Source organism: Nocardioides alpinus, assembly GCF_900112035.1.
GTDB classification, from domain to species: Bacteria; Actinomycetota; Actinomycetes; order Propionibacteriales; family Nocardioidaceae; genus Nocardioides; species Nocardioides alpinus.
Window position 1 is genome coordinate 246420 of the sequence record NZ_FOKC01000002.1, and the last position, 24567, is coordinate 270986.

At 72.2% G+C, this 24567-nt stretch carries 21 protein-coding genes; 3 read left to right on the forward strand and 18 right to left on the reverse strand.

The genetic code is table 11. The features are described 5' to 3' along the window. Positions 1-16: 16 nt before the first annotated feature. Positions 17-643 (forward strand): ABC transporter substrate-binding protein, encoded by a 627-nt coding sequence (locus BM127_RS06465; protein ID WP_139227672.1) that lies wholly within the window; start codon positions 17-19, stop codon positions 641-643. Between the two features lie 92 nt (positions 644-735). Here the strand turns inward: BM127_RS06465 and BM127_RS06470 are convergent, their stop codons facing one another. From BM127_RS06470 to BM127_RS06490, 5 genes are all read right to left on the reverse strand, one after another. Continuing rightward, complete coding sequence (locus BM127_RS06470) at positions 736-1098, reverse strand: NYN domain-containing protein (RefSeq protein WP_091196188.1); 363 nt, start codon at positions 1096-1098, stop codon at positions 736-738. A 128-nt stretch (positions 1099-1226) separates the two neighbouring features. Continuing rightward, positions 1227-2798, reverse strand: a complete 1572-nt coding sequence (gene ffh, locus BM127_RS06475) for a signal recognition particle protein (RefSeq protein WP_091196190.1) — start codon at positions 2796-2798, stop codon at positions 1227-1229. A gap of 298 nt (positions 2799-3096) precedes the next feature. Then, positions 3097-5319, reverse strand: coding sequence for a [protein-PII] uridylyltransferase (locus tag BM127_RS06480; RefSeq protein WP_157829516.1), 2223 nt, complete (start codon positions 5317-5319; stop codon positions 3097-3099). A gap of 28 nt (positions 5320-5347) precedes the next feature. After that, positions 5348-5686, reverse strand: coding sequence for a P-II family nitrogen regulator (locus BM127_RS06485; RefSeq protein WP_091196194.1), 339 nt, complete (start codon positions 5684-5686; stop codon positions 5348-5350). Beyond that, a complete protein-coding gene (locus BM127_RS06490; protein WP_231263291.1) occupies positions 5683-6990 on the reverse strand; it encodes an ammonium transporter in 1308 nt (435 codons plus the stop codon). The genes BM127_RS06485 and BM127_RS06490 overlap by 4 nt, the downstream gene beginning before the upstream one ends. A 225-nt stretch (positions 6991-7215) precedes the next feature. Between BM127_RS06490 and BM127_RS06495 the strand changes: the two genes are divergently transcribed. After that, positions 7216-8160, forward strand: a complete 945-nt coding sequence (locus BM127_RS06495) for a rhamnan synthesis F family protein (protein ID WP_139227673.1) — start codon at positions 7216-7218, stop codon at positions 8158-8160. After that, positions 8150-11137: a glycosyltransferase family protein gene (locus BM127_RS06500; protein ID WP_091196203.1), complete on the forward strand. Its 2988-nt coding sequence runs from the start codon at positions 8150-8152 to the stop codon at positions 11135-11137. The genes BM127_RS06495 and BM127_RS06500 overlap by 11 nt, the downstream gene beginning before the upstream one ends. A gap of 355 nt (positions 11138-11492) precedes the next feature. On the opposite strand, the gene ftsY is transcribed toward BM127_RS06500, so the two are convergent. From ftsY to rpmF, 13 genes are all read right to left on the reverse strand, one after another. Beyond that, positions 11493-12635, reverse strand: a complete 1143-nt coding sequence (gene ftsY, locus BM127_RS06505; protein WP_091196205.1) for a signal recognition particle-docking protein FtsY — start codon at positions 12633-12635, stop codon at positions 11493-11495. A 12-nt stretch (positions 12636-12647) separates the two neighbouring features. Next, a complete protein-coding gene (locus tag BM127_RS06510) occupies positions 12648-13556 on the reverse strand; it encodes a class I SAM-dependent methyltransferase (protein ID WP_091196208.1) in 909 nt (302 codons plus the stop codon). A gap of 77 nt (positions 13557-13633) precedes the next feature. Next, positions 13634-13810, reverse strand: a complete 177-nt coding sequence (locus BM127_RS22155; protein WP_157829517.1) for a hypothetical protein — start codon at positions 13808-13810, stop codon at positions 13634-13636. Between the two features lie 114 nt (positions 13811-13924). Next, positions 13925-14428: an acyl-CoA thioesterase gene (locus tag BM127_RS06515; RefSeq protein WP_091196211.1), complete on the reverse strand. Its 504-nt coding sequence runs from the start codon at positions 14426-14428 to the stop codon at positions 13925-13927. Further along, positions 14425-17979: a chromosome segregation protein SMC gene (gene smc, locus BM127_RS06520; protein ID WP_091196214.1), complete on the reverse strand. Its 3555-nt coding sequence runs from the start codon at positions 17977-17979 to the stop codon at positions 14425-14427. The genes BM127_RS06515 and smc overlap by 4 nt, the downstream gene beginning before the upstream one ends. Before the next feature lie 108 nt (positions 17980-18087). Next, complete coding sequence (locus tag BM127_RS06525; protein WP_091196216.1) at positions 18088-18573, reverse strand: GNAT family N-acetyltransferase; 486 nt, start codon at positions 18571-18573, stop codon at positions 18088-18090. Beyond that, positions 18566-19681 (reverse strand): pyridoxal-phosphate-dependent aminotransferase family protein, encoded by a 1116-nt coding sequence (locus tag BM127_RS06530; RefSeq protein WP_091196219.1) that lies wholly within the window; start codon positions 19679-19681, stop codon positions 18566-18568. Before BM127_RS06530 ends, BM127_RS06525 begins: the two co-directional genes overlap by 8 nt. Positions 19682-19727: 46 nt before the next feature. Then, positions 19728-21089, reverse strand: coding sequence for an FAD-binding oxidoreductase (locus BM127_RS06535; protein ID WP_091196222.1), 1362 nt, complete (start codon positions 21087-21089; stop codon positions 19728-19730). A gap of 35 nt (positions 21090-21124) precedes the next feature. Then, positions 21125-22369 (reverse strand): MFS transporter, encoded by a 1245-nt coding sequence (locus BM127_RS06540; protein WP_091196225.1) that lies wholly within the window; start codon positions 22367-22369, stop codon positions 21125-21127. 64 nt (positions 22370-22433) lie between these two features. Continuing rightward, positions 22434-22604, reverse strand: coding sequence for a hypothetical protein (locus BM127_RS06545; RefSeq protein ID WP_372476613.1), 171 nt, complete (start codon positions 22602-22604; stop codon positions 22434-22436). A 103-nt stretch (positions 22605-22707) separates the two neighbouring features. Then, the gene (gene mutM / locus BM127_RS06550) at positions 22708-23604 is read right to left on the reverse strand and encodes a bifunctional DNA-formamidopyrimidine glycosylase/DNA-(apurinic or apyrimidinic site) lyase (protein ID WP_091196229.1); all 897 of its coding nucleotides are present in this window, start codon (positions 23602-23604) and stop codon (positions 22708-22710) included. A 3-nt stretch (positions 23605-23607) separates the two neighbouring features. Continuing rightward, positions 23608-24282 (reverse strand): ribonuclease III, encoded by a 675-nt coding sequence (gene rnc / locus BM127_RS06555; protein ID WP_231263293.1) that lies wholly within the window; start codon positions 24280-24282, stop codon positions 23608-23610. 50 nt (positions 24283-24332) lie between these two features. Further along, positions 24333-24518, reverse strand: coding sequence for a 50S ribosomal protein L32 (gene rpmF, locus BM127_RS06560; protein WP_091196235.1), 186 nt, complete (start codon positions 24516-24518; stop codon positions 24333-24335). Positions 24519-24567 lie beyond the last annotated feature (49 nt).

Here is a 24567-nt window from a genome sequence, read left to right on the forward strand (position 1 = left end):
TATTTGGGAGGCATCCATGAACACTCGGAATTCACGCGTCACCTCCGCCCTCACGACGGGCGTCCTCGCACTGGTCATGGCCCTGGGCCTGGCATCGGTCTCCATCGGCTCCGCCTCGGCGGCCCCGGAGAGCCCGTCCGCGCGCTCGGTCGTCGGCAAGTCCGACCAGGGCAAGATCACCAGCACCGTGACCGGCAAGACGTCCGAGGGCGACAAGGTCACCGGCTCGTTCACCCCGACCCGTTTCGTCCAGCGCGACGGCGTGCTCTACGCCAAGGGCTTCCTCGAGGGCAAGATCAGCAACGCTGACGGCTCGACGACGAAGTTCTCCGGGATCAAGAAGATGCCGGTGAAGAAGATCAACGGCCAGTCCGTGACCAGCGCACGCACCGCGAACCGTGCCGCTGCCTGCGACATCCTCAACCTCGTGCTCGGCCCGCTGGACCTCAACGTCCTCGGTCTCCAGGTGTCGCTTCAGCGCGTGGTGCTCGACATCGTCGCCGTCGCCGGTGCTGGCCAGCTCCTCGGCAACCTGCTGTGCGCCGTCGCCGGTCTGCTCGACGGTGGCCCGCTCGCCGCGCTGCTCGGTCAGCTGAGCACCCTGCTCAACCAGATCCTGGCTGCTCTCAACCTGGGCGTGTGAGCGACCCGCTCCACTGAACGACACGATGGCGCCGTCCTGGGGGGACGACGCCATCGTCATGTCCCGGGTCGGGACGTGGGCGCGGCCTCGGCTCAGATGTGGTCGAGCAACCACGACGGGCTGAGCACCTGCGCCGGCGACACGTTGGCGGCGAGTGCGCGGTCGGCGGTCACCACCACCACCCGGCGCCCGGACTCGCCGGCGAGGCGGGCCTGCTCGCGGATCGTGGCGTCGCCGTCCTTCGGTGCGTGGACGGTGGTGACGTGCGCGTCGCGGCCGGCCTTCACGCCGCCCTTCGCCTGCCCCTCGAGCACCAGCACGATGGCGTCGTACGACGTGTCGCCCACGAGCAGCCGCTCGTGCAGGCGCCGGGCCGCGCCGGCGCGGTCCCTCCACCAGCCGTCGGGGACGGACCCGACGACGTTGGCCCCGTCGACGATCAGTGTGGTTGCCATGCTGGGCGTTCCTCCCGGGGTGGGTTTCGACGCGCTCGTGCGACTTCGTTCCTCAGTCGCGTCGCTTGCTCAACCTGGCCGCCCCCACGCCGCCTGCTCGCTGCGCTCACAGGCGACTGGGCGTCTCATCACTTCAGGAACTGCGAGAAGTCCTTCGGCAGGTTCAGCTGCTCGGCGGCCTTCTCGTAGTCGACCTCGGCGCCGTCGGGGTTGCCGAACGGGTTGGCGCCCTTCTCCGCGGCTGCGGCCTTCTCGGCCGCCTGCTGCTGGGCTGCCTTGGCCGGGTTGCCCGAGACGCGCTTCTTGCCCTTCTTGCCCTTCGCGGCCGGCTGCTGGCGGGCACCGGCGCGCTTGCCGCCGCCCAGTCCCGGCATGCCCGGCATGCCGGGCATGCCGCCGCCGTTGGCCATCTGCTCCATCATCTTGCGCGCCTCGAAGAAGCGGTCGACGAGCTGGTTGACGTCGGAGACCTGACGCCCCGAGCCCTTGGCGATGCGGGCGCGGCGCGAGCCGTCGATGATCTTGGGGTTGTCCCGCTCGGCCGGGGTCATCGACTGGATGATCGCCTGGATGCGGTCGATCTCGCGCTCGTCGAAGTTCTCCAGCTGGTCGCGGAACTGACCCATCCCGGGGAGCATCCCCATGATCTTGGTCATCGACCCGAGCTTGCGGATCTGCATCATCTGCTGGAGGAAGTCCTCCAGGGTAAAGCCGCCCTTGGTGGCGAGCTTCTCGGCGGCCCGCATCGACTGCTCGGAGTCGAAGGCCTTCTCGGCCTGCTCGATCAGGGTGAGCATGTCGCCCATGTCGAGGATGCGCGAGGCCATCCGGTCGGGGTGGAAGAGGTCAAAGTCGGTCATCTTCTCGCCGCTGGAGGCGAACATGACCGGCTTGCCGGTGATCGAGCGGATCGAGAGCGCCGCACCGCCGCGGGCGTCGCCGTCGAGCTTGGTCAGCACGACGCCGTCGTAGCCGACTCCGTCGAGGAATGCCTGGGCGGTGACGACCGCGTCCTGGCCGATCATCGCGTCGACGACGAAGAGCACCTCGTCGGGCTGCACGGCGTCGCGGATGTCGGCGGCCTGCTGCATCAGTGTCTCGTCGACGCCGAGGCGACCGGCCGTGTCGATGATGACCACGTCGTGCAGCTTGCGCCTCGCCTCCTCGATGGAGGCGCGCGCGACCTCGACGGGGTTCCCCGTGCCGTTGCCCGGCTCGGGGGCGAAGACCGGCACGCCGACGCGCTCGCCGTTGACCTGGAGCTGCTGCACCGCGTTGGGACGCTGGAGGTCGGCGGCGACCAGCATCGGTGTCTTGTCCTGGTCCTTGAGCCACAGCGCGAGCTTGGCCGCGAGCGTCGTCTTGCCGGCGCCCTGGAGACCGGCGAGCATGATCACGGTCGGGCCGGACTTGGCGTAGCGCAGGCGGCGGGTCTCGCCGCCGAGGATCGTGACGAGCTCCTCGTGGACGATCTTGATGATCATCTGCGCGGGGTTGAGCGCGCCGCTGACCTCCTCGGAGCGGGCCCGCTCCTTCACCGCGCCGACGAACTCCTTGACCACCGGCAGGGCGACGTCGGCCTCGAGCAGCGCGATGCGGATCTCGCGCGCAGTGGCGTCGATGTCGGCCTCGGAGAGCTTGCCCTTGCCCCGGAGGTTCTTGAAGGTGTCGGCAAGGCGGTCGGAGAGAGTGGCGAACACGGTGTGGTCAGTCCTCGGTGTCGTACGACGGGTGGGCGCGGGCGTGCCCGCACGATCGCCCAAGCCTAACCGGCGGGCGGGGTTTGGCCGGATCCAGCGCGACCGGGTGCGCTTCCGCCTCCCCCTGCCCGGTCCCGCCGGGCCCTCCGGGGGTGGCGGCAGATCGCAGTCCGACGACACGATTCCCCACCATGTGCCGCCACCCCCGGCAGCCGGCCCGCGATGGTGGCGGCAGATCGCAGTCCGACGACACGATTCCCCACCATGTGCCGCCACCCCCGGCAGCCGGCCCCGACGCTCAACCCTCGAGGGCGCCCCGCACGGCGTGGGCGGCCGTGGCTGCCCGCTCCTCGGTCGGACGCACTCCCCCGACCTCCTGGACGTAGAACACGTCGACGGCCTGCGGCCCCAACGTCGACACGTGGGCCGACGCGACGGTCAGGCCGAGGTCGGCGAGGGTCGTGAGGACCAGGTGGACGACGCCGGGACGATCGGAGGTCCGGATCTCCAACACCAGCGACTGGCGTGAGGCGGCCGGACGCACCTCGACGATGGGCGGCAGCTCGTCGACGCCCCGCGCCGGAGGTGACGGCAGGCGCTGGGTGCCCTCGGCCACCCGCCGGATGCGGTCGCGCACGACGGCCGGGTCGAGGTAGGCGTCGGGGACCTCCCAGGCGCTGACGCCCCACTCCCCCTCGGAGTCGACCTGGGCCCACGCCCGCGCGGCCTTCACCGGCACCCGCAGCGCGGCGAGACCGCCGGCGACGTCGGCCAGCAGCCCGACCCGGTCGGCCGCGATCACCGTGACGGTGGCGCCGACCTCGTGCGGGGTGATCTCGACCGACACCGCGCCCGACTCACGTCGTACGACGTCGGGCACGGGGACCGTCTCGAGGGCGACGACGTGCGAGACCTCGGCGCCCAGCGCAGCGCCGGCGCGGGTCACCAGACGGTCGATGAGCGACTCGCGCCACGAGGTCCAGGCGGCCGAGGACGTCGCCCGGGCGTCCGCCTCCGTGAGCGCGCGGAGCAGCTCGAGGCTGGCGCCGTCGGGGACGTGGGTGAGGAGCTCGGCCGTGGTGGCGGGGTCGTCGGGGTCGCGCGTGGTGGCGAGGGTGGCGAGGAGCAGGTGCCAGCGCACCAGCGAGGCGACGACCTCGGCATCGAGGTCGGTGAAGCCCATCCGGGTCACGACCTTGCGGGCCAGGGGCTCCCCCGCGACCGAGTGGTCGTGCAGCGAGCCCTTGCCGATGTCGTGCAGCAGGGCGGCGACCAGCAGCAGGTCGGGACGACGTACGCCGCGGATGAGCGAGCCGGCCTCCGCGCAGGTCTCGACCACGTGCCGGTCCACGGTGAACCGGTGGATCGTCGAGGCGTGCGGCAGCAGCCGGATCTGCTCCCACTCGGGGAGGAAGGTGTCGATGCCGCCGATCTCGTCCAGCGTCTCCCACACGGGGAGCAGCCCGGGGCCGCTGGCGAGCAGCCGGACCAGGGCGTCGCGGGCCGGGGCCGGCCACGGGACGGGGAGCTCGGTGCACTCGCGCACGAGGCGGGCAGCCGTTGACGGGGCGAGCACCGCGTCGCGGCTCGCGGCCTCGGCGGCGGCCCGCAGCAGCAGGGTCGGGTCGTCGGCCGGCTTGGTCCCGGCGTCCAGGACGACCTCTCCGCGGGAGAGGGCGATGCCGGGGGCGATCCGCTCGAGGGCGGGTGTGCGCCGTCCCTTCTCGCCGGTGGTGCGGTCCATGACCGCGTCGGTGCGACGCCAGGCCAGGCGCGACAGGTGGCCGATCCGGCGCCCGAGGGAGCGGACGTGACGCTGCGCGGCCTCGGCGTCGGCAAGGTCGAGCCGCTCGGCGAGCGGTCCCCACATCTCGGGGGCGATCCGGTCGCTGGGACGCCCGGCCAGCTCCTGGACCTCGTCGCGCACGTCGAGGAGCATCACGCGGGCCGCCTCGAGCGCCGGGGTCGAGGCGTCGACCAGCCAGCTGGCCTCGATCGCCCTGAGCACCCCGGCGTCGCGGAGGCCGCCCTCGGCCTCCTTGACGTCGGGCACCGAGGCGTGGGCGAGCTCGCCGGTCACCTCGTGGCGCTTGCGAGTGAGGGCCTTCAGGTCCGGCAACCGGGTGCGGGCCTGGCGGCGCCAGTCGGCGAGCATGGTGGTGCGCAGCCGCAGGCTGAGCCCGGGGTCACCGGCGAGGTGGCGGGCGTCGAGCAGCCCCAGCGCGACGCGGAGGTCGGCGGCGGCCTCGACCATCTCGGACATCGAGCGGACCGAGTGGTCCAGGCGTCGCCCGGAGTCCCACAGCGGGTACCAGAGGGTGTGGCCGAGGTCGCCGAGCGGTACGTCGTCGTCGTGGACGAGGACCACGTCGAGGTCGGAGTGGGGCGCCAGCTCGCCGCGCCCGTATCCCCCGACCGCGACCAGGGCCACCCCGGTGACGGGCCCGCAGGAGGCGGCGTACGCCTCCCGGCAGAGCTCGTCGGCCGAGGTGGCCCTGGTCTGGCGTTGTGCTGCGGTCACGACTGCCGGCCCGAGAGGGTCGTCGTCATCAGAGCGCGGACGCGTCCTGCTCGCCGGTCCGGACCCGTACGACGGTGTCGACCGGGCTGACCCAGACCTTGCCGTCACCGATGCGACCGGTCTGGGCGGTCTTGACGATGATCCCGACGACGTCGTCGGAGTCGGCGTCGTCGACGACGATCTCGATGCGGATCTTGGGCACGAGCGCGATGTCGTACTCGGCACCGCGGTAGACCTCGGTGTGACCCTTCTGCCGGCCGTAGCCGCTGACCTCGGAGACCGTCATGCCGGCGACACCGAAGGTCTCGAGAGCCTCGCGGACGTCCTCCCACTTGTGCGGCTTGATGACCGCGGTCACGAGCTTCATGCGTTGACTCCCTTGGTGCTGGCGGGGGCGTTGGTGGAGGTGCTCGCGGCGAGGACCCCGGTGCCTCCGCCGCTGGTGCCGCTGTGCAGGTCGTACGCCGTCTCACCGTGGGCGGCGAGGTCGATGCCGTTGACCTCGTCCTCCTCGTCGAGGCGCAGACCGATCGTGTACTTGATGGCCAGCGCGATCACTGCGGTGAGGATGCCGGAGTAGGCCACCGCCACCAGGACACCGAGCGTCTGGTCGCCCAGGGAGCCGGCTCCGCCACCGTAGAGCAGCCCGTCGACGCCACCGGCTCCGTCGGAGGTGGAGAAGACACCGATCAGCACAGTGCCGATGATGCCACCGACCAGGTGCACACCGACCACGTCGAGCGAGTCGTCGTAGCCGAGCTTGTACTTGAGGCTGACCGCCCAGGCGCAGACCGCACCGGCGATGGCACCGATGGCCACGGCACCGCTGATGTCGACGGCTCCGGCGGCCGGGGTGATGGCGACCAGGCCCGCGACGATGCCGGACGCGGCACCGAGCGAGGTGGCCTTGCCGTGCAGGAGCCGCTCGATGAGCAGCCAGCCGAGGATCGCGGCGAGCGTGGCCAGCGTGGTGTTGGCGAAGGTGCGACCGGTCTCGGAGTAGAACTGCGCCAAGAACGCGTCGGGGTCCTCGTCGAAGGTGGTGCCGAAGACGATCGAGCCGACGTTGAAGCCGTACCAGCCGAGCCACAGCATGCCCGCGCCGAGCATCGTCAGCGTCAGGTTGTGCGGACGCATCTGGTCCTTGGGCCAGCCGATGCGCTTGCCGAGCAGCAGCACGAGCACGAGGGCCGCGACACCGGCGTTGATGTGGACCGCCGTGCCACCTGCGTAGTCCTGGGCGCCGATGCGGCCACAGATGAGCGAGTCATCGGTGCAGCTGAACACCATGTGGGCCATCGGGAAGTAGACGATGAGCGCCCACAGCGGGAGGAAGACCACCCACGCGGAGAACTTGAGACGGTCCGCGACCGCACCGCTGATGAGCGCGGCCGTGATGATCGCGAAGGTCATCTGGAACATCACGTAGATGTAGTTGTCGGTGGTGACGCCGTCGAGCCAGAACAGCTCGAAGGGGTTGGCGAAGAAGGTGCCCTCGCCACCGAAGCCCATCGACCATCCGACGGCGACGTACAGGATGCCGACGATGGCAGCCGCGATGAACGACATCATCATCATGTTGAGCACAGACTTCGACCGGGACATGCCGCCGTAGAACAGGGCCAGCGCGGGCACCGTCATCATCAGGACGAAGGCAGTCGCCACAAGCATGAAGGCGTAATAGCCGTCCACAGAACCTCCAGGAAACGTAACGGTTGTGGTCCACCAGGCCCATGACGACGATGTCATGCAGGGGTCCACATGTTCATCCGAAGACTGGGGGGGCGAGGTTTCACCGGACCTCGGCGGATGTTGCGGGCAGGCAACGGAATCCCCCGCCGTGTTACGGGGGTGTGAACAGAACGGACGGGACCCCCACCTTGTTAGGGTTCGGCCGTGTCCAGACTGGCCGTGATGGCGCACTTCGACGTCGCCGGAGAGCTGCGTCCGCACGTGCGCGGGCAGGTCGAGGCGCTGGCCGCGTCGGTCGACACTCTGCTGGTCTGCACGACCGCCCAGCTGCAGGACTCCGCGCGCGCGTGGTTGAACGAGCGGGCGGTCGTCGTCGAGCGCGCCAACTACGGCTACGACTTCTTCAGCTACAAGGTCGGCCTCGACGCCGCCGGCGACCTGACGGCCTACGACGAGGTGGTGGTCTGCAACGACACCTACGTCTTCGCCCTCGACTCCTACGCCCCCGTCTTCGACGAGATGGCGGCCCGGCCGTGCGACTTCTGGGGACTCACCGGCGCCGAGCGCGTCGCGCCCCACATCCAGTCCTTCTTCATCGCCTTCCGGCCGTGGGTGGTCGGCTCGCGGGCGTTCACCACCTTCTGGGAGGAGATGGAGCCGATCTCCAAGCGCCGGCAGGTGATCCGTCGCTACGAGGTCGGCATGTCTCGGAGGCTCTACGAGGCCGGCTTCGTCTCCGACACCTACTTCGTGGAGACGCCCGAGGACCAGCGCATCGCCCGCGAGCGGATGCGGTGGTGGGCGGCCCACCGCTCGCACTTCCCGCGGACCCGCGCAGAGGTCCGCGAGTGGCGTGAGCGCGCCAACGAGCCGTGGAACCCGGCCCGGAGCCTGGCCGACCGGGTGCTCGACAACGCCCGGCTCCCCTACGTCAAGATCGACACCCTGCGCTACGACCCCTACAACCTCGACGCCAAGCGGCTGCTCGAGCTGTGCGAGCGCCGGTTCCCCCAGCGCTTCGACGGGGTCCGCGAGTTCCTGGAGGAGACCGCGCAGTACTACCCGCTGCGCGACACCGAGCGGCTGCTGCCGACCCCGCTCGCGCTGGAGCCGCTCTTCCCGCGGGTGAGGTACTCCGATGCGCGGTGAGCGTCGCCGGCAGGGACCGGTGAGGTTCGACGACGTCGAGGAGGTCCTGGTCGAGGCCGGCCTGGTCGACGCCGACTACGTCGCCGCGCAGCTCGGCACCGGCTTCGACTCCCTCCACGAGGCCGCGCGGGCCGCCGTGCAGGCCGGCGACGTCTCGCCGCACCCGCTCTTCGAGGCGCAGTGGATCGGCCGGCGCCGCTCCTGGCAGCGGCTCGGGCAGCACCCGGTGCTCTGGTACGTCTCCGAGCGCCGCCGCCGCAACCGGATCTCCCCGCACCCGCTCGTCGACCCGCGGATCATCTTCGCCGCCCACCCGGAGGCCCGGCACCACCCCTACGGTGCGCTGTCGTACTGGCTGTCGGTCTCCGGCCCCGGGACCCCGCTCCCGACCCGGATCCTGCCCAAGAAGGTGTCGTGGGGCACCTACCGGTCCGCTGCGATCGAGGCGGCTGCCGCCTGGCGCGCGCAGGTCGTGCTCGAGCGACCCGAGCTGGTCGGCCCGACGCCCGACCTGCCGACCTCGCTCGGCACCTCCCCCGCGGTGACCGTCGTGATGGCCGCCCAGGACTCCGGCCCGCTCGTCCACGCGACGATCGCCTCGCTGCAGGCGCAGACCTTCACCGACTGGCACCTCGTCGCCGTCGACCGGGGGTCCTACGACGACACGGCGGCGGTCCTGCAGGGCGTGGCGGCCTTCGACGACCGCATCACGCTCGTACGCGAGACCCGGTGCGGGCAGGCCCGTGCCCTCAACGCCGCACTCGAGCACAGCACCGCCGACCACGTGGCGTTCCTCCCGCTCGGTCGCGAGTGGCTCCCCGACATGCTCACCGAGCTGCTCGCCCACGCCCACCACTCGGGTGCCGCGGTCGTCCTGGCGGGCGCCGGAGCGGTCGGCCGTGACCGCGTCGAGCTGCTCGGCGGTCGGTCCGTCGACCTCGCCACCGCGCTCCTGCGGCGCGCCGCGATCAAGGACGTCGGAGGCTTCGACGAGAGCCTCGGCGGGTCGGTGGAGCGCGACCTGGTGCTCCGGCTCTCGCGCGACCACGAGCCGCTGGCGGTCGACGTACCCGTGCTGAGGAGGCCCGATCCCGTCGTCACCGACTTCGCCGACGACTGGGACTCGGTGGTGCTCGAGCGCCAGCTCGTCGACTGGGACGGCGCCGCCGCCCGGACCACCTCCCCGGACCTGGTCAGCCACGTCCTGCCGCTCGGCGCCGAGCCCCGCCGCACCGTCGAGTGGCTGAGCTCCGTGCCGCGCGAGGGCTCGGAGCTGGTGCTCGTCGGGGTCCGCCAGCGCCGCGCCCACCACGTGCTGGCCGCCTCGATCGCGGCGATCATCTCCGGGGCCAGGTTCGTCTCCGTCACCGCTCCCGTCTCGATGTCTGCCGCCACCAACATCGGGATCTCGGTGGCCGCGGGCAGCACGGTCCTGCTGGTCCGGCCCGAGGCCATGCCGCCGCGCCAGCCCATCGCCCAGCGCCTCGCCGCGGTCGTGCACGAGCCCGACGTCGCCGTCGCGCAGCCGCTGGTGGTCGACCTCGACGGGGTCGTCCTCAGCGCCGGGGCACGCTTCAGCGCGGACAACCCGCACCCCGAGCTGTTCCTCGCCGGGCTGCCGAGCAGCGACGCGGTCCGGATCGGCTCCTGCGAGGTGGCCGCTCCGGCCGCCCCTCTGGTGGCGCTGAAGACCGAGACCGCCATCGCCCTGGGTGGACTCGCCCCGCGCTTCCACTCCGTGCTCGCGGAGACCGACCTCGGCCTCCGCGCCCGGCAGGCGGGACTGGGCGGGTCGGTCGTCGTCCCGGACACCGTGATCACCTCCCGCACGTCCTACGCCGCGCCCGAGGAGCTCATCGGCGCGATGGTGTCGCTGCGCGGCGGCACGGCCGTCCCCCCTCCCGACCGGGCGCCGGAGCTGCTGGTGCGGGCCGGTCTCGAGGTCATCGACCAGCGCAACCGCCGGATCACCGCCGACCCCGAGGACCGGACCGCGCCGTCGGCCCTGGTGCCCGAGCTCGTCGTACGCGCCGTGCAGGGGATCCGCGAGTCCCCGCCGCGCCTGCGGTGGGCGGTCGACATCGCGGCCCCGGCCGCCTCCCGCGGCGACCGCTGGGGCGACACCTACTTCGCCCGGTCCCTCGCCGACGCCCTCGAACGACGGGGCCAGCACGTCGCGATCGACCGGCGCGACGCCCGTGACCGCGACTCCCGCGACCACGACGACGTCCTTCTCGTCCTGCGCGGCCTCGACCGCGTCACGCCCCGTCCCGGCCTGCTCAACGTCGAGTGGATCATCAGCCACCCGGACATGATCAGCGCGGAGGAGGTGGCGCAGTTCGACCTCGTCTACGCCGCCAGCACCAGCTGGTCCACCCGGATGAGCCGCGAGTGGGGCCTCCCGATCGAGTCGCTGCTGCAGTGCACCGACACCCGGTGGTTCCACCCCGACCGCGCCGAGCCCGACACCGGACCCCACCTGCTGTTCGTCGGCAACTCCCGCGGGGTCTACCGCTACGCCGTGCGCAGCGCGCTCGCCGTCGGCGCCGACCTGACGCTCCACGGCAGCGACTGGACCGAGTTCGTCGACCGCGAGCACATCGCGTCAGGTGGGGTGGCCAACGAGGAGGTCGGGGCGCTCTACGCCTCTGCCGGCGTCGTCCTCAACGACCACCACCTCGACATGCGGCGCGACAGCTTCGCCTCCAACCGGCTCTTCGACGCCGCCGCGTGCGGGGCCCGGATCCTCAGCGACCGCATCGACGGTCTCGAGGAGACCTTCTCCGGGCTGGTGCTGCCCTTCGACAACGAGCACGAGCTGGCCCGCCTGGTGGCGCCGCCCTACGACGCCTTCCCCGACAACGCCGCGCGCCGGGCGATCGCGGAGCGGATCATCGCCGAGCACAGCTTCGACAAGCGTGCCGAGACGCTCATCGACGACGCCGTACGCCGCCTGCTGGCCGCCCCGCCGAGCTGACGCTTGCGCGCACGCCAAACCCGCCGACCTGACGCTTACGCGCACGCAACACCCGCCGACCTGACGCTTGCGCGCACGCCACACCCACCGACCTGACGCTTACACGCACGCAACACCCACCGAGCTGACGCTTACACGCACGCAACACCCACCGACCTGACGCTTACGCGCAGGGACGCGCACACAAGCGACAGGTCGGCACCTGTGCCGCGCACACAAGCGACAGGTCGGCACCTGTGCCGCGCACACAAGCGACAGGTCGGCACCCCTGCCGCGCACACAAGCGACAGGTCGGCACCTCTGCCGCGCACACAAGCGACAGGTCGGGGCCTCTGCGGTGCGCAGTTGCGACAGGTCAGCCGAGGAGGGCGTCGACGAACGCCGCCGCGTCGAACGGCGCCATGTCGTCGGGGCCCTCGCCGAGACCGACGAGCTTGACCGGTACGCCGAGCTCGCGCTGGACCTGCACCACGATGCCGCCCTTGGCGGACCCGTCGAGCTTGGTGAGCACGATGCCCGTGACGTCGACGATCTCGCTGAAGACGCGCGCCTGGATCAGGCCGTTCTGGCCGGTGGTGGCGTCGAGCACGAGCAGGACCTCGGTGACCGGGGCGATCTTCTCGATGACCCGCTTGACCTTGCTGAGCTCGTCCATCAGGCCGGCCTTGTTCTGCAGGCGGCCGGCGGTGTCGACCAGGACGGTGTCGATGCCCTGGTCGACGCCCTGCTTGACGGCCTCGAAGGCCACGCTCGCGGGGTCGCTGCCCTCCGGGCCGCGCACGACCGCGACGCCGACGCGATCACCCCAGGTGGCGAGCTGGTCGACGGCCGCGGCGCGGAACGTGTCCGCGGCACCGAGGGTCACCGTGAGGTCCTCCGCGACGAGGATCCTGGCGATCTTGCCGACCGTGGTGGTCTTGCCGGCGCCGTTGACGCCGACGACGAGGACGACGCCGGGCTTGCCGTCGCTGCCGGTGACCTGCAGGCGGCGGTCCATGTCGGTGCCGACGAGCTCGATGAGCTCCTCACGCAGCACCGCGCGGGTGTCGTGCGTCTGACCGCCCTCGACCCGGAGCCGGGTGCGCAGCTTGTCGACGAGCGACTGGGTGGGGGCGACGCCGATGTCGGCGGTCAGCAGGGTGTCCTCGATCGCCTCCCAGGTGTCCTCGTCCAGCCGGTCGCGGCTGAGGAGGGCGAGCAGTCCTTGTCCGAGGCCGCCCTGCGAGCGCGAGAGCCGCTGGCGCAGCCGCACCAGCCGCGACGCCGTACCCTCCGGCTTCTCCAGCGTCGGCGTCGCGGCGACGTCGGGCTCGACGGCGACCGCGGGCTCCGGAGGTGCGTCGGTGGCGACCTCGCCCTCGGTGGGGGTCGGGACGATGACGTCCGTGCCGCCCTGCGGCAGCTCCCCCTTGCGACGTCGTCCCGACGTCAGCAGTCCAGCGAGCGTGAGCACGCCGACGACGGCGATGCCGATGATCAGAAACAGCCAGTCACCCATGGGGCAATCCAATCAGAGGTGCACGGCGCGGCGGAGCCGGGTGAGCACGTCGGCCCCGTGCCGCGCCTGAGGCACCACCGGCCGTGCCCGCAGGGCGTCGCGCTGGGCGGCCAGCCGGTCGGCCCGCTCGCGCGCCCGGTCGAGGCGGACCTGCGTCCGGGCCAGATCGGCGAGCACGGCGTCGAAGGCGGCGGTGAGGCCGGACCCGTGGGGCGCCGTGGGCGTCGCGGCAGCAGTGCCGTGCCGAGCCACCCACACCACCTCGTGGGCCATCAGCCGGAACCACTTGACGGCCGCCTCGCCCACGAGCGTCGGGGGCGTGACGCGCGTCGACGAGAGGCCGGCTGCCAGCAGCCGGTCGTCGAAGTCGTCGCCGTACCACCGCACGTGGTCGCTCTGGCCGAACCGGCGTACGCGTTCGTCCGGAGTCGCGGACGGGTCCTCCTCGGTGACGACACCCCGCTTGATCGGCACCTCGAGGAGCGCGATGCCCCGGGGGCTCAGCACGCGGGAGATCTCGCGCATCGCCGAGCAGTCGTCGGGCACGTGCTCGAGCACGTGGTAGCAGACCAGCAGGTCGACCGACCCGTCCCGCAGCGGCAGCGCGGTGAGGCTCGCCAGGGCGTCGACCTCACGCTTGTCGTGGCCGAGGTCGAGGCTGATCCGCCGCCGCGCACCGAGCCGGTCGAGCAGGGGCGTGGACTGGCGGGACGGGGCGATCTCGACCACCGTGTCGAGGTCGTGCAGGTCCGGCTCGAGGGCGCCCAGCAGCAGGGAGAGGAACCGGTGCCGCTCGAGGCTGCCGCAGCGGGGGCAGGTCGCCTCGAGGCGCCCGTCCGGGCCCGGGCGGAACCGGCGGGACACCATCGAGCCGCAGGCGGCGCAGTAGGCCTTGTGGACGTCGTGTCGCGCACCGGTCACCCGTGCACGCTAACCCTGCGCGGACCCGACGTGCGGCGCCGCGCCGGTGCCGATCGGCGGCCGGGACCCGGGGAGGGTCAGACGCGTGACTCGGAGTCCTCGAGCGTGGGGAGCGAGTCGACACCCTTGCGCATCGCGTCACCGAGCTGCGGGACGACGGGGATCCGCTGGCCGCGGTGGGGGTAGGCGACGTAGACCGCCACCGCTCCGGCGACGAGCACGCCGAGGGTCATCATCAGGATGATCGCGAGCACGGAGGTTCCTCCCGAGGTGGTGAGCAGGTCCCGTCCAACATGACACACCGCCGCTGCACCGCCCGCATCTGTACGCCCCACCGGCGCGTCGGGGTGAGCAGGGTCACGCGCCGCTCAGGCCTCCGGCCGCTGCAGTCGTACGACGGCCTCCCGCACGACGTCGGGGACCGGGGTCACCGGGCGCGAGCCGGCGCCGCGTGCGTTGTCGACGTAGACGTGCACGAAGCGGCCCTCGGCCGCGGCCTCGTCCGACGTGCCCTGGAAGAGGCCGATCCGGTAGATGATCGAGCTCCGTCCCACCTTGTCGACGACCAGGCCCATCTCGATCGGCTCGGGAAAGCCGATCTCGCGGAAGTAGCGGCAGCCGGTCTCGGCCACGACGCCGATCTGCGGCAGCGCACGCACGTCGACACCGGTCGCGTCGTAGAGGTAGGCGTTGACCGCCGTGTCGAACAGCTCGTAGTAGGTCGCGTTGTTGAGGTGTCCGTAGGCGTCGTCGTCGCGCCACCGGGTGGTGGCGGTGCGCCAGGCGACGTAGTCGCTCCGGGTGGGCCGCGCGGGTTGAGTGCGGGTCCCCGTGGCGGGTGCTGCCTCCGGCGCACTCGACTCGTGGCTCATGCGGACTCGGCGTCGCGCAACCGCTGGCTGATCACCGCGGACACGCCGTCGCCGCGCATGGTGACGCCGTACAGCGCGTCACCGACCTCCATCGTGCGCTTCTGGTGCGTGATGACGAGCAGCTGGGAGTTCTCGCGCAGCTCCTCGTAGATCTCCAGGAGCCGGCCGAGGTTGGTGTCGTCGAGCGCCGCCTCGACCTCGTCGAGGATGTAGAACGGCGAGGGTCGCGCCTTGAAGAGGGCCACCAGGAAGCAGACGGCCACCAGCGAGCGCTCGCCTCCGGAGAGCAGCGAGAGCCGCTTGACCTTCTTGCCGGCCGGGCGCGCCTCGACCTCGATGCCGGTGTTGAGCATGTCGCCGGGGTTGGTCAGGACGAGCCGTCCCTCGCCGCCCGGGAACAGGCGGGCGAAGGTGGAGTCGAAGGCCTTCTCCACGTCGGCGTAGGCCTCGGTGAAGACCTGCTCCACACGGGCGTCGACCTCGCGGACGATGTCGAGGAGGTCCTTGCGGGTGCGCTTGAGGTCCTCGAGCTGCTCGGTGAGGAACTTGTGCCGCTCCTCCATCGCGGAGAACTCCTCGAGGGCGAGCGGATTGACCCGGCCCAGCATCGAGAGGGAGCGCTCGGCGGAACGCAACCGCTTGACCTGCTCCTCGCGGACGAACGCCGCCGGCTCCGGCGGCTCCTCGCCGTCGGGCACCTCGCCGCTGAACGGGATGAGGGTCGTCGGGCCGTAGTCGTTGACCAGCCCGTCGGGATCCAGCCCGAGCTCCTCGAGCGCGCGCTCCTCGAGCTGCTCGATGCGCATCTTCTGCTGGGTGCGGGCCATCTCGTCGCGGTGCACGGAGTTGACCAGCTCGTCGTGCTCGCGGCCCAGGTCACGCAGCGACGTGCGCACGGCCATCAGCTGCTGCTCGCTCCCCTGCCGCGACTCCTCGACGGCCGCCCGCTCGTCGGCGGCGAGCATCACGGAGCGCTCGAGCTGGTGGAGCACGACGCGTACGGCCACCGAGACCGCCTGCGCGGCGCGCCCCTCACGGATCAGGCGCTCGCGGCGCTCGGCCGCACGTGCGCGCGACTCGCGCTCGGCCTGCGCGGCCCGCAGCAAGGAGTCGGCGCGGCCGTTGAGCGCGCGGGCCCGTTCCTCGGCGGTGCGCAGCGCCAGCCGGGCGTCCATCTCGCCCTGCCGGGCCTCGCGGGCCTCCTCGGCGCGCTTCTCGCGCTCGGTGGTGTCGGGCTCCTCGTCGGTGACGTCCTCCGCCGCGGCGAGCCGGGCCTCGAGCTCGGCCAGGCCGGCGAGGTCGGCCTCGCGGGCCTCGCGGGCGGTGACCATCGCCCGCTCGAGCCGCTCGGTCTCGCCCTTGGCGGCGCGCGCCTGCGAGCCGTACTGCCCGAGCTCCTCGGCCACCGCGGCCAGGGTCGCGTCGGACTCGTGGAGCTTGGCCAGCGCGACGTCGACCCGCTTGAGGCCGTCGTGGCGCGCGGCCTCCAGCCGGGAGATCTCGAAGCCGAGCCGCTCGGTGGTCGCCGTCGCCTCGGTGAGGCGCGAGGAGGCCTCGTCGAAGGCGGCCTGGATCTCGATCAGGCTGGGCTGGCTGCTGGAGCCGCCGGCAGCGAAGTGGGCGCCCAGGAGGTCGCCCTCGCGGGTCACGGCGATGACGTCGGGGAGGTCGGCGACGAGGCGGCGGGCGGCGGCGAGGTCGTCGACGACGGCGACCTGGTGCAGCAGCCGCACCAGCGCGGGGCGTACGTCGTCGGGCGCGGTGACCACGTCGACGGCGTACGTCACCCCGGCGGGCAGCGCCGGCCAGTCGCGGTCGGTGACGGGAGCCCCTCCGAGCAGCAGCCCGGCCCGACCGAGGTCGTCGTCCTTGAGGTGGTCGATGGCCGCGACGGCGGCATGGGCGTCGCTCACGACGACGGCGTCGGCAGCGGTCCCGAGGGCGGCCGCCACAGCGGCCTCGTAGCCGTGGTCGACGTCGAGCAGCGCGGCGACGGAGCCGAGCAGCCCCGCGACCGTGTCGGAGGCGGCCAGGAGCGCCCCGGCGCCGTCCTTGCGGTTGAGGCCGAGCTCGAGCGCGTCGCGACGCGCGACGAGACCGGCGCGGTCGCGCGACGCCTGCTGGGCGTCCTCGCGGGCCCTGGCGAGCTGCTCCTCGACCTCGTCGAGGGCGGCCACGGCCTCCTCGTGCTCGGAGTCGAGGCCCTCCTCCCCCGCGTCGAGCCCGGCGACCCTGGTCTCCAGGGCGGTGAAGTCGCGCTGGGCGCGCTCGGCGCGGGTGGCCGCGTCCTCGCGGGCGTCGGTGAGGCGCTGGATCTCGGCGTCGGCCGCCTCCGAGCGCGACTTCAGCGCGTTGACCTGGCCGATCAGCCGGGCGAGTCCCTCACGACGGTCGGCGGCTGCGCGCTGCAGGCCGACGATGCGTCGCTCCTCCTCGGACGAGGCCTCCTCGGCGGCGCGACGAGCGACCACCGCGGCCTCGAGCGCCGAGCGGTGCTGCTCGACCTGCTCGGCGATCTCCGCCTCCTGGCGGCGCACGCGCTCGGCCTGGGCCTCGAGGTCGTCGGGGTCGCGACCGGAGTCGACGGTGTCGCCGTCGGTGGCACCGGCCGCGTTGCGGATCCGCTCGTCGGCGAGCGAGGCGGTGCCGCGGAGCCGCTCCTTGAGCCCCGACAGCGCGAACCACGTCTCCTGCGCGGCGGCGAGGCGCGGCAGGTCGTCGCGGAGCGTGGCCTCGAGGCGGGCCTCCTTCTCGCGGCCGGCGGTGACGGCCGCCTCGACCTCCTGGCGCCGCTGGAGCAGCACCGACTCGTCGGCCAGCTCGGTCTCCAGCGCCGTACGGGCGGTCACGAGGTCGTCGGCGAGCAGGCGGGCGCGCGCGTCGCGCACGTCGGCCTGGACGGTGGCGGCCTGGCGGGCGACCTCGGCCTGTCGACCCAGCGGCTTGAGCTGGCGGCGGATCTCGGAGAGCAGGTCGGCCAGCCGGGTGAGGTTGCCGTCGGTGGAGTCGAGCTTGCGGAGCGCCTTCTCCTTGCGCTTGCGGTGCTTGAGGACGCCGGCGGCCTCCTCGATGAAGCCGCGGCGGTCCTCCGGGGTCGCGTGCAGGATCGAGTCGAGCTGGCCCTGCCCGACGATCACGTGCATCTCGCGGCCGATGCCGGAGTCGCTCAGCAGCTCCTGCACGTCGAGGAGGCGGCAGCCGGTACCGTTGATGGCGTACTCCGAACCGCCGTTGCGGAACATCGTGCGGCTGATCGTGACCTCGGCATAGTCGATCGGCAGCGCGCCGTCGGTGTTGTCGATGGTCAGCTGCACCTCGGCGCGACCCAGGGGTGGGCGCCCGGAGGTGCCGGCGAAGATGACGTCCTCCATCTTGCCGCCGCGCAGGCTCTTGGCCCCCTGCTCACCCATCACCCACGCGAGCGCGTCGACGACGTTGGACTTGCCCGACCCGTTGGGGCCGACGATGCAGGTGATGCCCGGCTCGAGCTGCAGCGTCGTGGAGGACGCGAAGGACTTGAACCCCTTGAGGGTCAGGCTCTTCAGGTACAACGCAGGCTCCTCAACGGGTCACGAGATGGCCGCTGACAACTGGGGAAGCTCAGCGCCGCTCACCCTACCCGTGAGCGGGGACGCGACCGGGGAGGCTCTGCGCCGAGGTCAGAGGTCGTGCTTCATCTGCTGCGCTGTCACCGCGTAGCCGAGGGACTCGTAGAGGTGTATCGCCGTGGCGTTGTGACCGAAGACGTTGAGCGAGATCGACGTCGCCCCGAGGTCACGGGCGGCGTCGTGCAGCGCCTCCATCAGTGCCCGCCCCAGGCCGCGGCCCCGCCGCTCGGCGTCGACCTTGACGTCGTAGACCCACGCGGTCACGCCCGACGAGCGCTCCCTGAGCTCGATCCACCCGAGGCCGACCGGCTCGGCCGGGTCCCCCGCCTCGGCGGTCCACAGGTGCATCTGCGGGCTGTCGAGGCCGTCGGGCAGCAGCTCGGCGTACTCCAGCGCGGAGCGCTTCTCCGCGGCATCGAGGTCCAGCTGCCCCGAGGCAGCCATCTCGAGGGCGTACGCCCGCTCGGAGCCGGCGCGGTAGGTGTCGAACTCCTCCTGCGTCATCCGGCGCAGCCGCACCGGTGCGGCGTCAGCCACGACCCAGCACGTCCCGCAGCGCGGAGAGCACGAGGAGCACGGCGTCGGGACGGGCGTTGTGGCCCATCAGCCCGATCCGCCACACGCTTGCGGCATAGGGGCCTGCGCCGGCGCCGATCTCGATGTCGTAGCGCTCGAGCAGCTCCTTGCGGACGGCGGCGGAGTCGACGCCGTCGGGCACCTTGACAGTGGTCAGGTCGGGGAGCCGGTGGCCCTCGGCAGCGAAGAGCTCGAGGCCCATCTCCTGCAGTCCGGCCTGCAGCGCGTCGCCGGCCGCCCGGTGGCGGGCCCAGACCGCGTCGAGGCCCTCGGCGAGGATGCGGGTGAGACCGGCGTGGAGGCTGGCGACCATCGCCGTGGGTGCGGTGTGGTGGTAGGTCCGCTGCGCCTTGCCACCCTCCTTCAACCCCGCCTCCCCGACGTAGCCGCCGAGCATGCCGAGGTCGAGGTACCACGAGCGCGGCTTCTCGACGCGGCGCTCGAAGGCGCGGTCATTGATCGTGAAGGGCGCGAGCCCGGGTGCGACGCCGAGACACTTCTGGGTGCCGGCATAGCCGAGGTCGACGCCCCAGTCGTCGGCGCGCAGCTCGATGCCGGCGATCGAGGTGACCGCGTCGACGAGCAGGAGCGCGTCACCGCCCTGCGAGCGGAGCCCCGCGCCGAGCGCGGCGATGTCGGAGCGGACACCGGTCGAGGTCTCCGCGTGCACCGCGGCGACGATCGCCGGGGAAGGGTGCGCAGACAGGACGCGGTCGACGTCGACGGGCTGGCCCCACTCGTGCTCGACGGCGACGACCTCGGCGCCGCAGCGCGCGGCGACGTCGGTCATCCGCTGGCCGAAGAGCCCGTTGACGGCGACCACGACGACGTCGCCCGGGTGGACGGTGTTGACGAAGGCCGCCTCCATGCCCGCAGACCCAGTGGCGCTGAGCGGCAGGGTGCGGGCGTTGGACGTGCCCCAGGCCGTGCGGAGCATCTCGCAGGTCTCGTCCATGATCCGGAGGAACTCGGGGTCGAGGTGCCCGAGCAGCGGATCGGCCAGGGCACGGGTGGCCTCCGGGTAGGGGTTGGACGGACCGGGACCGAAGAGGTGGCGCTCGCGGATCATGCCGTCGAACCTAACCAACGCACCACACCGCGGACGACTGCCCGACTCACAGCACTGCGCCCGGGTTGAGGATGCCCTGCGGGTCGAGCGCGTCCTTGACCCGCCGGGTCAGCGCCATCACGTCCTCCCCGAGCTGGGCGGGCAGCGCCGACTTCTTGGTCCGGCCGACACCGTGCTCCCCGGTGATGGTGCCGTCGAGTGCGATGGCGGCGTGCATGATCTCCTCGAAGGCCGCCAGCGCCCGGAGCTTGGCCGCGTCGTCGCCGCGCGGCACCACGATGAGCGGGTGGGTGTTGCCGTCGCCGGCGTGGGCGACCACCGGGATGAGCAGGTCGTGGCGCTCCGCGATCCGGGCGACCGCGTCCACGAGCTCGGGCAACCGCGGCACCGGCACGCCGACGTCCTCCAGCATCAGCTCGCCGAGGACCTCGACGGCGGGGATCACCATGCGACGGGCCTGCACGAACAGCTCCCCCTCGTCGGCGTCGGTGGTCACGAAGACCTCCCCGGCCCCCGCCGCCCGGCAGGCGGCGCTCATGGCCTCGACCTCGGCGGTGCAGGCGCTGCCGGGCGCGTCGCTCTGCGCGACCAGCAGGGCCCCGGCCGAGGTGTCGAGGCCCATAGGCCGGTGCGCCTCCACGGCCCGGATCGAGGGCTGGTCCATCAGCTCGAGCATCGAGGGCCGCAGGGACCGACGGATCGCGACGACCGCCTCCGCCGCGGCCGTCATCGTCGGGAGGGCCGCCACCAGCGTGGCCCCGACGACCTGCGCCGGCACGAGCCGCATGATGGCTCGGGTGACGACACCGAGCGTGCCCTCGCTGCCGACGAAGAGCTTGAGCAGCGACAGGCCGGCGACGTCCTTGATCCGGGTGCCGCCGAGGGTGACGAGCGTGCCGTCGGCGAGGACCACGTCGAGCCCCAGCACGTAGTCGGTCGTCACGCCGTACTTCACGCAGCACAGACCGCCGGCGTTGGTGGCGACGTTGCCGCCGATGGAGCAGATCTCGTACGACGAGGGGTCGGGTGGGTACCAGAGCCCGTGCTTCGCGGCGGCGGCCTTCACGTCCTTGTTGAGGGCTCCGGGTTCGACGACCGCCACCTGGCAGACCGGGTCGACCTCGATCGCCGTCATCCGCTCGAGCGTGAGCACCAGGCCGCCGTCGACGGCGCTCGCGCCGCCGGACAGGCCGGTGCCGGCGCCGCGGGGCACCACGGGTAGGTCGTGACGCGCGGCCCACCGCACGGCCGTCTGCACCTGGCCGGCGTCCTCGGCGCGCACCACGGCCAGAGGCGTACCTGCGTGCGGGTCCTGCGACCGGTCCCAGCGGTACTTCTCGATGCGGTCCCCGTCGGTGACCACGACACCGGCGGGGAGGGACTCGACGAGCTCGGCGAGGGCGTCCATCTGCCCATCGAACCACCTGCCGGTACGCCCACCGCTCAGGCTGCTGCCGTCGCCACCTCGTCGGCGTGCGCGATGTGCGCCAGCTCGCGCCACACCAGAGCGAGCGTCAGGCCCGAGCCGGCGAAGGCGAACCACCACGGTGCGGTGAGTCCCCACCGGTCCGCGATGAGGCCGCCGAGGAAGGAGCCGACGAGCATCCCGCCCATCACGCAGATCATGTAGACCGAGCCGACGCGGCCCTGGAACTCGGTCGGTACGGCGCGCTGCCGGACGGCCTGCGACAGGGTGCCCCACACGAAGGCGTAGGCCCCGAAGAAGAACATGGCCGGATAGGCGACGTACGCCGTCGTGGTCAGCGCCATCAGCAGGTGGAACGCCACCTCGCAGGCCAGGACCGTCCGCATGAGCGTCGCGAGGCGGAAGCGCTTCTCGATGCGCCCGTAGGCGAACGTGCCGAGCAGTCCGCCCAGCGCAGCGGCGGTGGTGAGCAGCCCGAAGCCGGCCTCGTCGAGACCGATGCGCTCCAGTGCCCAGAGGACGAGCACGGACCACGGGGCGGCCCAGGTGACGTTGAAGGCGACGATGACGAGGGCGAGCGTGCGGACCGGCCGGTTGCCGACGATCCACCGCAGGCCCTCGGCGATGTCCTGGCGGACGTGGGTGTCGGCGACGTCGCGCACGGCGCCCTTCGGCATGGCGATCCGCGAGATCAGCACCACGGCGGCGGCGACGCAGACCGCCTGCACGACGAACGGCAGCGCCATCCCGGCCGCGAAGAGGAAGGCGCCGAGCGCCGGGCCGACGAGCTGGTTGGCGGTGAGGAAGCCCGCCATGATCCGCGCGTTGGCCAGGCCCAGGTCCTCCTTGGGCACCAGCATCGGCGTGAGGGTCGAGGCGGTGGCGTCGGCGAACACCTCTGCGGTCGCGTGCAGGAACGAGGCCGCGAGCACGATCCAGATGTTGACGTGACCGGTGACGATCACCACGCACAGTCCGGTAATCAGCACCGCCCGGAGGCCGTCCATCACCATCACGAGCAGGCGGCGGTCGAGCCGGTCGGCCATCGCGCCGGCGACGAGGCCGAAGAGCAGCCAGGGCAGCTGCTGGGCGATCGCGGCCGCCGCGACCAGCAACGGGTCCCGGGTCTGGGAGGCCACGAGGAGCGGGCCGGCGGCCAGCATCAGGCCGTCGCCGATGTTGGAGACCCACGACCCCAGTGCGAGCCACCGGAAGCTGGTGCCGAGGCGCGTCGGGAAGACGGTCTCGACGAGGGTGCTCACAAGTCGGTGACCCTACGTCGCGGGAGCGACGCAGGGCAGCCGGTTTTCACCCGGCAGTGGGGGCTCAGGCCGGCTGCAGGTCCTCGACGGACAGCGCGTCGTCGCGCGCGGCCGCCGAGAGACGGTCGTTGTCGGCCTGCAGCCGCAGGACCATGGACTCGAGGTCCTGGACCCGCCGCCGCAGCCGGCGGTTCTCCACGGCCAGGGCCGTGGTGGAGTGCAGCTCAGTGGTCACATGACCCATCAGAGCCTTGGCCATGGGGTGCCTTTCGACAGGTGGGGGGTGCAGAGGCCGGTGTGACGGCCGTCTCCCAGCGTCCCACCGCGGTCGCGGTGGGTCAACGGCCACCGGCGCGTCGCGACGCGGTGCGCGGCGGACGCTGACAGCTCGGGCAGAAGTAGGACGAGCGGTTCATGAACGCCACCCGCCGGATCGGCGTACCGCAGCGGCCGCACGGCCTGCCCTCCTGGCCGTAGGCGTCGAGGGAGCGGTCGAAGTAGCCGGACTCCCCGTTGACGTTGACGTAGAGCGCGTCGAAGGACGTGCCGCCCTGCGCCAGTGCCTCGCCCATGACGGCCCGGACGTGGCCGAGGAGGTCACGCAGCACCGGGCCGGTGAGCCGGTCCCCCGGCCGCTCGCCGTGCAGCTTCGCGCGCCAGAGCGCCTCGTCGGCATAGATGTTGCCGACCCCGGAGATGAGTCCCTGGTCGAGCAGGAGCCGCTTGACGGCCGACGTACGCCGTCGCGCGCGGCGGACGAACTCCTCGTCGTCGAACTCCGGGTCGATCGGGTCGCGGGCGATGTGGACGATCTCGGTCGGCAGCTCCGCGCCGCCCTCGGAGACGGCGAGACCGCCGAACATCCGCTGGTCGACGAAACGCATCTCGAGGGTCGCCGGCGGTCGAGCGGAGTCGGGACCCGGGACGCGGAGCGTGAAACGGACCCGCAGGTGTCGCTCGTCGGCGGCTCCGGGCTCGTGGAGGAGCATCTGGCCGCTCATGCCGAGGTGGCCCAGGAGGGCATCACCGTTGGCGAGCGCCAGCCAGAAGTACTTGCCACGGCGACGCACGGCGACGATGCGCTGGCCGACCAGGGCAGCGACGAAGCCGGTCGAGCCGCGGTGGTCGCGGCGTACGGGACGGGGGTGCAGCACCTCGACCGACGCGATGGTGCTGCCGACGACGTGGCGCTCGAGGCCGGCGCGGACGACCTCGACCTCGGGGAGCTCAGGCACGGGTCAGGCGTCGGTGCTGACGGGAGGCGTCCCTGCCGGGGCCTCCGCGACCTGCGCAGCCTGGATCTCCTGGTAGGCCGTCTCGGCGGCGCCCTGCTCGGCCTCCTTCTTGGAGCGGCCGTGGCCGTTGCCGAGCACCAGGTCGCCGACGCGGACGCGGGCGACGAAGGTCTTCATGTGGTCGGGGCCGTCGTCCTCGATGAGGTAGTCGGGCACACCCAGGCCGAGGGAGGCGGAGAGCTCCTGCAGCGAGGTCTTCCAGTCGAGGCCGGCGCCCATCGACGCGGCAGCCTCCATGACGGGGTCGAAGAGGCGGTGGATGACCTTGGCGGCCTCCGTGATGCCGCCGCTGAGGTGGATCGCCCCGATGACCGCCTCGACGGTGTCGGAGAGGATCGAGGCCTTGTTGCGGCCCCCGGTCGTCTCCTCGCCGCGGCCCAGCATGATGTGCTGGCCCAGCTCGATCTCGCGTGCGACGTCAGCCAGGGCGCGCGCGTTGACGACCGCGGCGCGCAGCTTGGCCAGCCGCCCCTCCGAGAAGTCCGGGTGGTTGCGATAGAGCGTCTCGGTCACGACGACGCCGAGCACCGAGTCGCCCAGGAACTCGAGGCGCTCGTTGGTCGGGATCTGCCCGTTCTCGTAGGCGAACGAGCGGTGCGTCAGCGCACGCTGCAGCAACTCGGGATCCAGGACCGGATCACCGAGCGCTGCGCGGAGCTCGTCGGTGGTCAGAGGACCTGGCGACGGTCGGCCTTGGCGCCGTACTGGCCGCACTGGCCACACGCACGGTGCGGCAGGTGCTTGGCACCGCAGGCGGGGTTGGCGCAGGTCGCGAGCGAAGGCGCGACGGCCTTCCACTGCGAACGGCGGTGACGCGTGTTGCTGCGCGACATCTTCCGCTTCGGAACAGCCATGGTGGGTCTCCTGTGTGTTGCTTCAGCCGGGAAGTCCCGGTGAGGTGTG

Coding starts and splice junctions, on each gene's coding strand:
- BM127_RS06465 (WP_139227672.1), top strand. CDS start 17: ATGAACACTCGGAATTCACGCGTCACCTCCGCCCTCACGACGGGCGTC.
- BM127_RS06470 (WP_091196188.1), bottom strand. CDS start 1,098: ATGGCAACCACACTGATCGTCGACGGGGCCAACGTCGTCGGGTCCGTC.
- BM127_RS06535 (WP_091196222.1), bottom strand. CDS start 21,089: ATGGACGCCCTCGCCGAGCTCGTCGAGTCCCTCCCCGCCGGTGTCGTG.
- BM127_RS06530 (WP_091196219.1), bottom strand. CDS start 19,681: ATGATCCGCGAGCGCCACCTCTTCGGTCCCGGTCCGTCCAACCCCTAC.
- ftsY (WP_091196205.1), bottom strand. CDS start 12,635: ATGGGTGACTGGCTGTTTCTGATCATCGGCATCGCCGTCGTCGGCGTG.
- BM127_RS06500 (WP_091196203.1), top strand. CDS start 8,150: ATGCGCGGTGAGCGTCGCCGGCAGGGACCGGTGAGGTTCGACGACGTC.
- BM127_RS06485 (WP_091196194.1), bottom strand. CDS start 5,686: ATGAAGCTCGTGACCGCGGTCATCAAGCCGCACAAGTGGGAGGACGTC.
- rpmF (WP_091196235.1), bottom strand. CDS start 24,518: ATGGCTGTTCCGAAGCGGAAGATGTCGCGCAGCAACACGCGTCACCGC.
- BM127_RS06490 (WP_231263291.1), bottom strand. CDS start 6,990: ATGCTTGTGGCGACTGCCTTCGTCCTGATGATGACGGTGCCCGCGCTG.
- BM127_RS06515 (WP_091196211.1), bottom strand. CDS start 14,428: ATGAGCCACGAGTCGAGTGCGCCGGAGGCAGCACCCGCCACGGGGACC.